Origin of the sequence: Rhizobium oryzihabitans (assembly GCF_010669145.1) — a bacterium.
GTDB lineage: Bacteria > Pseudomonadota > Alphaproteobacteria > Rhizobiales > Rhizobiaceae > Agrobacterium > Agrobacterium oryzihabitans.
The window spans coordinates 736,099-746,804 of sequence record NZ_CP048635.1; the positions used below are offsets into that span (position 1 = coordinate 736,099).

The window sequence follows — 10,706 nt, forward strand, 5'->3', positions numbered from 1 at the left end:
GCCCAACAACAAAAGAGTCCGACGGACTTTCCCTCAGTGACAGAAAAGCTGGGTGGATGCAGTCGTGAAGTCCGCTAAAAATTGGATACTGACCGTTCTCGGCGTCGCGGTTCTCGCTGGCGGTTACTATGGCTGGCGGATGTATGACGGTACGGGCCTGCCGGCCGGGATCGTCGGCGGCAACGGCCGCATCGAGGCAACCGAAATCGACGTCTCCGCCAAGACGGCCGGGCGGATCAAGGAGATCCTCGTCGACGAAGGGAGTCTCGTCACCGCCGGACAGGTGCTGGCGCGCATGGACACCCAGCAATTGGAGGCACAACGGCGGCAAGCCGAAGCCTCCCGTCAACGCGCCGTGATCAGTGTGGATACGGCGAAAAGCCTCCTCGCCCAGCGCGAGGCTGAAAAAGAATCTGCAGCTGCGGTGATCGCTCAACGCGCGGCTGAACAGGATGCCGCAGAACGAAAGCTCGCTCGAACGGAGCAACTGATCAAGACCAACGTGACCTCCCAGCAAACGTTCGACGACGACCGGGCGACGGCACAGGGGGCACGGGCGGCTACTGCTGCAGCCCGGGCTTCTCTTTCCGCTTCCGATGCGGCGATCGGCGCTGCGAAGGCCCAGATCGTCGATGCAGAGGCTGCCGTCATTGCCGCAGATGCGGCGATTGAAAGTATTGTTGCCGATATCGATGACAGCACCCTCAGATCGCCACGCGACGGGCGTGTGCAATATCGCGTCGCGGAGCCCGGCGAGGTCCTGGCCTCCGGTGGGCGGGTACTCAATCTCGTCGACCTCTCCGACGTTTACATGACATTTTTTCTCCCGACGGCTCAGGCTGGACGTGTCGCAATCGGTTCCGATGTTCGTCTCGTACTCGACGCAGCGCCGCAATTTGTCGTCCCGGCGAGCGTGAGTTTCGTGGCCGATGTCGCCCAGTTCACGCCCAAGACAGTGGAGACCGAGGAGGAGCGACAGAAACTGATGTTCCGGATCAAGGCGAAGATCCCGCCGGAGTTGCTTCGCGAACACATTCAGCAGGCCAAGACCGGTCTTCCGGGTATGGCCTATGTCCGGATAGACCCCAAGGCAGAATGGCCTGAACAGCTCACGAAAGCGCTCGTTCAATGACCGGGGAAACGCCGCGAGAGACGGAGGACCAAACGCAGACTGCGCCGGTCGCGAAGCTGGCAAATGTCGGCCTGTCCTATGGAAAAATCAGGGCCCTCGACAATGTGAGCCTCGATATCCCGTCGGGCATCATGGTTGGGCTCATCGGCCCGGACGGTGTCGGCAAGTCCAGCCTGCTTAGCCTCGTCGCCGGAGCCCGCACGGTTCAGGGCGGCCGGATCGAAGTGCTCGGCGGCGACATTGCCGACGTGAGGCACCGCAACCGCACCTGCCCGCAGATTGCCTACATGCCGCAGGGTCTCGGCAAGAACCTCTATCCCACACTGTCGGTGTTTGAGAACATCGATTTCTTCGGGCGCCTGTTCGGCCAGGACCAGGAAGAAAGGCAGCGCCGCATCAGCGACCTGCTGGAGCGGACGGGGCTTGCACCTTTCCCGGATCGTCCGGCCGGAAAGCTCTCGGGCGGCATGAAACAGAAGGTCGGTCTCTGCTGCGCGTTGATCCACGATCCCGACCTCCTCATTCTCGACGAACCGACCACGGGCGTCGATCCGCTGTCACGCCGGCAATTCTGGGAACTGATCGACGACATCCGGGGCGAGCGTCCGGGAATGAGCGTGATCGTCGCGACCGCCTACATGGAAGAAGCCGAGCGCTTCGACTGGCTCGTCGCGATGGATGCCGGCCGCGTGCTTGCAACTGGAACGCCCGCCGAATTGCTGTCCCGCACCGGAGCCGCCAATCTCGACGCCGCCTTCGTCGCCCTCCTTCCGGAAGAAAAGCGGCAGGGCCATCACGAGGTCGTCATACCGCCCCGACCCGATAGAGGGGAGGCGGAGTTCGCTATCGAAGCCGAGCACCTGACGATGCGCTTCGGCGATTTCACGGCGGTCGACGATGTCAGCTTCCAGATCCCGCGCGGCGAGATTTTCGGCTTCCTCGGCTCGAATGGCTGCGGCAAGACCACCACGATGAAGATGCTGACCGGTCTCCTGCCGGCAAGTGAGGGAACCGCGAAACTGTTCGGACATGAGGTCGATCCGAACGATATCGAGGTCCGGCGAAAGGTTGGCTACATGAGCCAGGCCTTCTCGCTCTACACCGAGCTGACGGTTCGTCAGAACCTTGATCTGCATGCCCGCCTGTTCAACTTGCCGCTCGAAAAGATCCCGGCGCGCATCGCCGAGATGGCCGCGCGCTTTGATCTCACCGAGATCATGGATGCGTTGCCCGATGCGCTGCCGCTCGGTATCCGGCAGAGATTGTCGCTCGCCGTGGCAATGATCCACGCTCCGGACATCCTGATCCTCGACGAGCCGACTTCCGGCGTTGATCCGGTCGCGCGCGACGGCTTCTGGCAGATTCTATCCGATCTGTCGCGCAATGACGGGGTGACGATCTTCGTCTCCACCCATTTCATGAACGAAGCGGAGCTGTGCGACCGCATCTCGCTGATGCATGCCGGCAAGGTTCTGATCAGCGACAAGCCTCGTGCCATAGTGGAAAAGCGGGGCGCGGCGACGCTTGAAGAAGCCTTTATTTCTTATCTCGAAGAAGCAATTGGCGAACAGGCTTCACCTGCGCGAACACCCCACGCGCAGCGTGAGGAGGAGGAGGCAGATGGGGCGTCGCCGCCCGAGCCCCATCTGCCTTCAACATGCGGCGCATGCTGGCCTATACACAACGCGAGGCGCTCGAGTTGCGCCGCGACCCGATCCGGGCAACGCTTGCCGTTCTCGGCAGCGTCATCCTCATGTTCGTCATCGGCTACGGCATCAACATGGATGTCGAGAACCTGTCCTTTGCCGTGCTCGATCGCGACGACACCACGGTCAGCCGCGACTACACGCTTCAGATCGCCGGTTCCCGCTACTTCACCGAAAAGGCCCCGATCACCGACTACGCTGACCTCGACCGGCGCATGAGCAATGGCGAGCTCAGCCTGGCGCTGGAAATTCCACCTGGCTTCGGACGCGATGTTTCGCGTGGCACAAAAGTCGAGATCGGCGCCTGGATCGATGGGGCTTCGCCGTCGCGCGCCGAGACCGTCCAGGGCTACGTGCAGGGCATGCATCAGACCTGGCTGACCCAGAAGGCGCGCGAACTCTACGGCGATGCGGCGACGATCGGCCAATTCCAGATCGCGCTCAGATATCGCTACAATCCGAGCGTCGACAGTCTGATCGCCATGGTACCGGCCGTCATTCCACTGCTCCTGATGCTGATCCCGTCCATGTTGGCAGTGCTGAGCGTCGTTCGCGAAAAGGAGCTCGGCTCCATCGTCAATTTCTATGTTACGCCGGTGACGCGCTTCGAATTTATCCTCGGCAAGCAACTGCCCTATATCGCGCTCGCCATGCTGAACTTCGCCATGCTGACGGCGTTTGCGGTGTTTGTGTTCGGGGTGCCGCTGACCGGGAGCCTACTCACACTCACGCTAGCGGCTTTCCTCTACGTCATCATAGCGACCGGAATCGGACTTTTGATTTCGAGCTTCATCAGCAGCCAGATCGCCGCCATCTTCGGCACGGCCCTCATCACTCTCATTCCGGCAGTCCAATATTCGGGGATGATCGACCCCGTCTCGTCGCTTCAGGGCATTGGCGCCTATATCGGCCAGATCTATCCAGCAACCTATTTCGTGACGATCGCCCGCGGCACGTTTTCGAAGTCGCTCGGTTTCAATGATCTCGCCACCTCCTTCATCCCCCTCCTGATCGCCATTCCCATTCTCACCGGGATGACCGTGGCCTTCCTCAAGAAACAGGCGGCGTGATCCATGCGACTGGCCAACGTCATTCAACTCGGCGTCAAGGAATTGCGGGGGCTTGCCCGCGATCCGATGCTCGCCGTCCTGATCGTCTACGCATTCACGCTGTCGATCTACACCGCGTCGACGGCAGTGCCTGAAACACTCAACAATGCGGCGATCGCGGTCGTGGATGAGGATCAGTCTCCTGTCTCCTCGCGCATCCTGACCGCATTCTATCCACCTTATTTCTCTATCCCAAAGATCATTTCGCAGTACGAAATGGACCGCCGCATGGACAGCGGCCTCGATACCTTCGCCCTCGACATCCCCCCGAACTTCCAGCGCGACCTGCTCGCCGGTAAGGCGCCGACGATCCAGCTCAATGTCGACGCCACCCGGATGACCCAAGCTTTCAGCGGCGGCGGCTACGTCCAGTCGATCGTTTCGGGCGAGGTCAGCGAGTACCTGAACCGTTACCGGGGAAACACCACCCTTCCTGTCGATCTGGCTCTGCGCGCCCGCTTCAATCCGTCGCTTAACAAGGCGTGGTTCGGAGCAGTCAACAATGTGATCTTCTCGATCACCATGCTCGCGATCGTTCTTACGGGTGCTGCCCTGATCCGCGAGCGTGAGCACGGCACGATCGAACACCTGCTCGTCATGCCGGTTACTCCGACCGAGATCATGGTGAGCAAGGTCTGGTCGATGGGACTTGTGGTGCTTCTCGCCTCAACGGTTTCGCTTGTCTTCGTCGTGAAAGGTCTGCTCAAGGTGCCGATCGAAGGTTCTTTGATGCTGTTTCTGGCGGGCACGGTGCTTCAGCTGTTTGCCACCACCTCGCTTGGCATATTTCTCGCGACGGTGGCCGGTTCAATGCCACAGTTCGGTCTTCTCCTGATGCTGACCCTGCTGCCATTGCGCGTCCTGTCGGGCGGGGTGACGCCGCGCGAGAGCATGCCGCAGATCATCCAGGACGTCATGCTCGTCGCACCCGATACGCACTTCGTCATGCTGGCGCAGGCGATACTGTTTCGAGGCGCGGGCCTGGATGTCGTCTGGCCTCAGTTTCTGGCGTTGCTGGTTCTTGGGGTGGCGCTGTTCTTCTTCTCGCTGCGCCGTTTCAGGGCGTTCCTGCGCTAGCCCAGCGGTCAAGCCCGAGCTGTGCGCGCGGCATCCTGGGGCAAGGATTGACGATCTGGTTGTAGGGCGATGGCGCGATATGAGCGCAACGGTTGAACCTGCGGCCATGCAATTCCCGTCTGCGCGTTTGGGCGGGAAGTCGCCCGCGTGCCTATCGGGATTGCCGCGCATAATCTCGATCGCATGAGGGGGAAACAGGTGCGCGCCCCGTATAAGCTGCAAGAGCCGGGAAAAGCGAGCGGCGCACATGCAGGCACAGGAATTGGCAGCGCGATGGCAGGAGATGGAACTCGAATGGGACGCGCTCGCGTTGCTAGTCAGGCGGACTCTGGGCACCGGCATGGTCGAACCCCGGGCCTATAACAAGGTTGCTGATGACAAACTCCTGTTCTGGTCTGCACAAGGAGACCGGAGAGCCTTCGACGAAATCGTTGTTCGTCACGGTGCGTTTGTTCTAAGTGTAGCCAGCCGCATAACCCCGAATTTTCGCGATGCTGAGGACATTGCCCAGGAGGCAATGGTCAAGGTGTGGAAGCACGCTGGCCGCTTCAACCCAAAGCGCGCTCAGTTGAGAACCTGGCTTTACCAGATCGTCGTCAATCTCTGTATTGATCGCCGCCGCCGTAAAGAGCCGGAGTCCCTTCCAGACAACTTTGATGCTGTCGATCCAGGAGCCGCAGCAGACGAGATTTTGACGAGTACCGAGCGCGATGCCGCCCTCGCTGCAGCCATACGCGCATTGCCCGCGAGCCAACAGGCCGCGATGATACTCGTCTACGAGGAAGGCGTATCGGGTGCTGAGGCGGGACGTATTCTTGGGCTATCGGCCAAAGCAATAGAGCGTCTGCTTGCCCGCGCCAGAACGACACTTCGTGAGCGGCTGCTGGCAGAGCGTGATAAACAGGGAGAATAAATATGTTGAAGATCGAACGTTTTACATCTCTGGCGCGAAGTTACGGATCAAATATTGATCTCTGGCCTGTAGAGGTGCAGGCCGATGCGTTGTCTCTGCTAAAGATCTCGAAAGTGGCGCATACCGTTCTTGCGGAGGAACGCTTGATGGATGATGTGCTCGCGGCGGCGCGTAGGCATCAAGAGATTTCCCTGTGGTCGCCGGGCGAACGCAATGCCGCCCTGGTGCGCCTGAGAACGAACGTCGCTGCGCGAATTGCGCCAGCACCATCCGGGCCGATCCCGTTCGGTGCACGACTTTTTGCGCATGTTCGCGGGCTATGGCCCGATTTGAATTGGATCGGTCTTTCCTCCGGTAGCGGAATAGCAGTGGCCGCGGGACTGTTCATCGGGATGCACTCCCCGAACTTACCCGCCTCCGGTGACCTGCTTTCCACGCTTCAGGTCGCATCGATCCCAATTTTCGCGGAATGAACAGCAATATGGTTCAGAAACAGGTTGGCACAAGAAAATGGCTGCGAATTGCTCTTCCCCTATCACTCGTTTTGAACATGTTCCTCCTCGCTTTCCTGGGGGGGCAAATGCTGCGTGCGACACCGGAGGTTCCAAAAGGTGTTGACCCTCTTGCTCGCATTCTGGCTGTTGCGGAAGCGACCCTTTCTGCTTCTGACTTCAAGTCATTCCGCCAGACTCTTCTCCAAGAAGAACCGCGATATGCGCGAGCCGTGAAGAACGTTACCCAGGCGCGGCAAGAAATGCTGAAGCAGATATCTTCTGACCAATTTGATCCTGTCGCAACACTGACGGCCCTCAGTGCAACGCAGTCCGCCTGGACGGAGTTTATGGACGCAATCGGCGGTCCGTTGGTGGATGCGATAGGTCAAATCTCCCCGGAAGGAAGACGCAAGGTGCTTGGCGATCAAAATGCAAAGGGAATACTGCGTGTTCCCTAACAAGAGGCGATCCGACGGGGGCTAGACCCATCCGTTATCGCGTGATCGCCTTCTTTGTAAGAAGTTAGTGAGGACTGTGTGAAGTGCTCGCTTGCGGAAGTACGGACTGTCGCGGCAGCAGACGCACATTCCAACCCGATAGATTGAATGTATGCTTGAGGATTCCCAGCCGGGTCGGCAGCGGCGGGATATCTGATCCATCCTGATAAACCTCGCCAAAATGCTCTTCCAGAAACGGCCAGACGATCGTCTGCGCCAACTGGACCAGCTCGCGCTGCATGTCCCTCCCTTAATGTCGCTCACCAGAAGATCTCAGGTCTGCATAGCAGCTCCAAAAAAATGCAGCGGGAGTGTCGCATCGGGGGCGCGCTTCGTATCAGTAGCAATTCATCCATTTGGGGAAGCTGCTCATGTTCGAAAAATACCGACCTAGACCCACCGCAGCGCTGGCGCGAACAGGGGCGGCTTGCCCCCGGCGCCGATCGATCATGGAACAGGCCTATCTTTCAGAAAGTGCTGTTGCATCGAGCGCTTGGCAGCAGGCCGGATGGCGATTGCCGTTAGCCCCATTCCACGTTGTGGCTAAGAGAAACAGTCACGGAGATCGGCGCTCTACTCAGGATTACAGGTGACGGACGATGAGAAAGAGGAGCGGTTTTATCTGTCTTATCCTGACGCTGTTCATCGGAATATCCGGCTCTGTCAGCGCGGTTGCCCACGAGCGGGCTTCTACGATCCCTTGGGAAAACGAACCCATCGAGGCCGTTTGTATCCCAACGGATAACGAAAGGCCGGATGCCGTGTGCGTCACTCTTTATGCCGATCAGGACGGATACGAGCTGTGCGTCGCCGACATGATGGCTTCAAGGGAGAGATGCGTCAGCAATTACCCCTCTGGCGATCCGGAAGATGAAGGCCCGAAAGACAATCGTTGGAGCGTGTTCGATCTGTAAAGGTCCGAGCGCATTCCACAGGTGCTGTTGAGTGCCCAGCACACAGGATCGATCACTTCAAAAGGAGAAATGACATGAACAGAAAAATGTGGATCACGCGTCGCTATGTGCTTGGCGCATTTGCGGCAATGTTGGTGGCCGTGATGTCCAGCCCCGCGTTGGCGGCAACGAGAGGCGCGACAGTCTCCAGCGTCAACCTGAGGGCCGGCCCGGGGACATGGTATCCAGTCGTCATGACAATGCCGCCCAGTGCAGCTTTGACCATCTATGGATGTCTCGACGCGGCCTCCTGGTGCGACGTCTCGTGGGGAGGCGCGCGCGGCTGGGTTTCTTCGAACTATGTCAGTGTTTATTATCAGGGTCAGACAGTAGCTCTTTCGCCGGCGCTCATTCCGATGATCGGATTGACCGTTGTCGCCTTCAATCAGGCTTACTGGAATACCCACTATGCCGCCCAGCCCTGGTACGGAAGCTGGAGCACGTATTATCGTACCGGCCCGGCTTACGGTGGCGCCGCGCGAGGTGGCTGCGTTGGAGCTGCATGCGGTGGTTCCGCTGTTGTTCGCGGCCCTAACGGCGGCGGCGCAGCAGTACGAGGAGTATGCGGCCCGGAACGCTGCGCCGGTGGCGCAGTCGTGCGGCAACCTGGTGGCGGACTCGAGTTCCACAGGGGCGTAATGCAGCGTTAAGACGAACCTCGTTCCGGTTCGGAGACGAACACGCGCCGGCCGTTCATATCCGGATCGTTAGCTATGACGCAAGCCAGGCCGAGGCGGATCACCGCCTCGGGATTTTCGTTCAAAAGCTGAGGACCATTCTGCCGGTGAACAAAACACCTGACAGCGGGCCATGCACATGAGGTGAACCTTGGATACTCGTGCAAATAGCCAGGCCCCGATTTCCGGTCCGTCCCAAGCGCCTCGGAGGCGGCCTTGCGATATTTGGGTGCGCGGCCTGGCGGCTTGCGCGATGGCACTCGCCCTCGCCGCCTGTGCTACAACGCCGCCACCGTCTGTAGCGCTGTCTTCGTCGGCGTTTCTGCGCCCGACGTCGGACAAGACCAAGCCTTATGCCTACCGTCGGCCGGATGTAAATTTCGCAGCCTATGTAAGCATCATTATCCCACCCACAGCGATCTACGCCGGGCCGGACGCACAATTCGGCAAGATGTCGGCCACCGACCGGCAGGCACTCGCCAGCTACATGCATCAGGAGTTTTCCAAGGTCCTCGGCCGACGCCTTCAACTCGTTACACAGCCCGGACCAGGTACATTGCGCGCCAGGCTGACGCTGACCGGTGCAGAAGCAAGCACACCGGTGCTGTCCACCGTTTCGCATGTTCTTCCGGTCGGCCTCGTCGTCAATGCGGGCGCTCAGGCCACTGGCGGTCGCGGCACATTCTCCGGCTGGGTGTCCTATGCCGTCGAGATCGAGGATGCCCAGACCGGGACCCTACTCTACGCACATGTTGCGAGCAGGAGCGCCAACGCACTCGACATCACGGCTAATTTCGGGGGCTCGACGCGGCGAAGGCCGGGGTGCGCTCGGCCGCGGAACACTTGGATAAGGAGCTGGCCGGCGGCGCCAGATAGCTGAGGGCGCCAACTGTGCCAACCGCTTCACTCAAAGCGGCTGGAAGCGTCCTGACGTCAAAACCGAATAGACGCGGCGGGCCAGAAGTTTACCGGTTCAAAGCTGCGCAGACGATCGCAGGAGATCATACTCTGACTGGTAGTTATTCAAAGAAGCACGAACGACATGATGCCGGCAGGCATACGCATCGGAGTCGCCTTTCCACTATTCAATTCCGCATGATTGGTCTCGGTTTGATCGGCCTGTTGCTTGCCGCATGCGACGACAATGCCAAGACAACAGCCGCGCCACCGCAATCGGTCCGCGTAGTTCACGCTGCAATGATCGAGCATCAGCGCAGCACTGGCGTCACAGGCGAGATACGAGCGCGCATACAGACCGACCTCGCTTTCCGCTCTGCCGGCAAGGTCATAGAGCGGCGGGTGGATGTCGGTTCACATGTGCACGCCGGAGATGTTCTGGCACGGATCGACGACACCGAGCAGCGCGCGGACGTGGAATCCGCTGAGGCTGGTCTTCTGGCGGCGCAAGCGACACTCAATCAAAAGAACCTCGCGTTTCAGCGCTACCAGACATTGGTGGAGACACGCGCCATCGCGCAGTCGACCTACGACCAGGCGAAGGAGGAACTGGCAACGGCAGAAGGGTCGCTGGAATCCGCCAAGGCGTCCCTGGCGATCGCTCGCGATGCACTCTCTCACACTGAACTCAAAGCCAATGCCGACGGCATCATCACTGCCCGAAGCGTCGAGGTGAGCCAAGTCGTATCAGCGGCACAACCTGCCTTCACGCTCGCACATGACGGTCCGCGTGATGCGGTCTTCGATGTCTTCGAGGCATTTTTCCTGGCGGGGCCACCGGGCGACGAAGCGACCGTGGCGCCGGTCTCGAATCCTGGCGGCGGTATCCCTGCAAAGGTGAGAGAGATCGCGCCGGTCATCGATACGACGACTGGAACGATCCGCGTGAAACTGGCGCTTCCCGATAATGTCCAGTGGTCCCTTGGAACTCCCGTAATAGGCACTTTTCATACGCCTCCGGACACTGCAATCACACTGCCATGGAGTGCGATGGCGTCAGACGACGGGAAGCCCGCGGTGTGGATCGTGGATGCAACAACACGAACCGTCGCGCTTCGCCCCATCACTGTCGCAAGTTACCGGGCAGGCGAGTTCACTGCTGCAAAAGGGATTTCCGCACAGGAACTTGTCGTTACGGAAGGCGGCAAGTTCCTGCGCCCCGAGCAGGTCGTGAATTGGGAGGGCGACTGA

At 59.9% G+C, this 10,706-nt stretch carries 9 protein-coding genes and 2 pseudogenes; 10 read left to right on the forward strand and 1 reads right to left on the reverse strand.

What is annotated here, in order from left to right; all coding sequences use genetic code 11:
• Positions 1–52 precede the first annotated feature (52 nt).
• The 6 genes and pseudogenes from G3A56_RS20095 (at position 53) to G3A56_RS20120 (ending at position 6,889) form a co-directional block, all read left to right on the forward strand.
• Positions 53–1,132, forward strand: coding sequence for an HlyD family secretion protein (locus G3A56_RS20095; protein ID WP_246231397.1), 1,080 nt, complete (start codon positions 53–55; stop codon positions 1,130–1,132).
• Positions 1,129–3,908: pseudogene (rbbA, locus tag G3A56_RS20100) on the forward strand (ribosome-associated ATPase/putative transporter RbbA). Before G3A56_RS20095 ends, rbbA begins: the two are co-directional and overlap by 4 nt.
• Before the next feature lie 3 nt (positions 3,909–3,911).
• Entirely contained in the window at positions 3,912–5,024 is a 1,113-nt protein-coding gene (locus G3A56_RS20105) for an ABC transporter permease (protein ID WP_164056800.1), read from the forward strand.
• 247 nt (positions 5,025–5,271) lie between these two features.
• Positions 5,272–5,937: a sigma-70 family RNA polymerase sigma factor gene (locus tag G3A56_RS20110; protein WP_164056801.1), complete on the forward strand. Its 666-nt coding sequence runs from the start codon at positions 5,272–5,274 to the stop codon at positions 5,935–5,937.
• A 2-nt stretch (positions 5,938–5,939) separates the two neighbouring features.
• The gene (locus G3A56_RS20115) at positions 5,940–6,410 is read left to right on the forward strand and encodes a hypothetical protein (RefSeq protein ID WP_164056802.1); all 471 of its coding nucleotides are present in this window, start codon (positions 5,940–5,942) and stop codon (positions 6,408–6,410) included.
• A gap of 8 nt (positions 6,411–6,418) precedes the next feature.
• Positions 6,419–6,889 (forward strand): periplasmic heavy metal sensor, encoded by a 471-nt coding sequence (locus G3A56_RS20120; RefSeq protein ID WP_164056803.1) that lies wholly within the window; start codon positions 6,419–6,421, stop codon positions 6,887–6,889.
• A 136-nt stretch (positions 6,890–7,025) separates the two neighbouring features.
• Here the strand turns inward: G3A56_RS20120 and G3A56_RS20125 are convergent.
• Positions 7,026–7,172, reverse strand: a pseudogene (locus G3A56_RS20125) (IS5/IS1182 family transposase); the annotation flags it as partial.
• 355 nt (positions 7,173–7,527) lie between these two features.
• Between G3A56_RS20125 and G3A56_RS20130 the strand changes: the two are divergent.
• From G3A56_RS20130 to G3A56_RS20145, 4 genes are all read left to right on the forward strand, one after another.
• Positions 7,528–7,842: a hypothetical protein gene (locus tag G3A56_RS20130; protein ID WP_246231398.1), complete on the forward strand. Its 315-nt coding sequence runs from the start codon at positions 7,528–7,530 to the stop codon at positions 7,840–7,842.
• A 74-nt stretch (positions 7,843–7,916) separates the two neighbouring features.
• Positions 7,917–8,531, forward strand: a complete 615-nt coding sequence (locus G3A56_RS20135; protein ID WP_097143278.1) for an SH3 domain-containing protein — start codon at positions 7,917–7,919, stop codon at positions 8,529–8,531.
• A gap of 280 nt (positions 8,532–8,811) precedes the next feature.
• Positions 8,812–9,438 carry a DUF3313 domain-containing protein gene (locus G3A56_RS20140; protein WP_164056805.1) on the forward strand — a complete coding sequence of 209 codons (627 nt, stop codon included), beginning with the start codon at positions 8,812–8,814 and terminating at the stop codon, positions 9,436–9,438.
• Between the two features lie 215 nt (positions 9,439–9,653).
• On the forward strand, positions 9,654–10,706 hold the full coding sequence (locus G3A56_RS20145; protein WP_164056806.1) for an efflux RND transporter periplasmic adaptor subunit: 1,053 nt from the start codon (positions 9,654–9,656) through the stop codon (positions 10,704–10,706).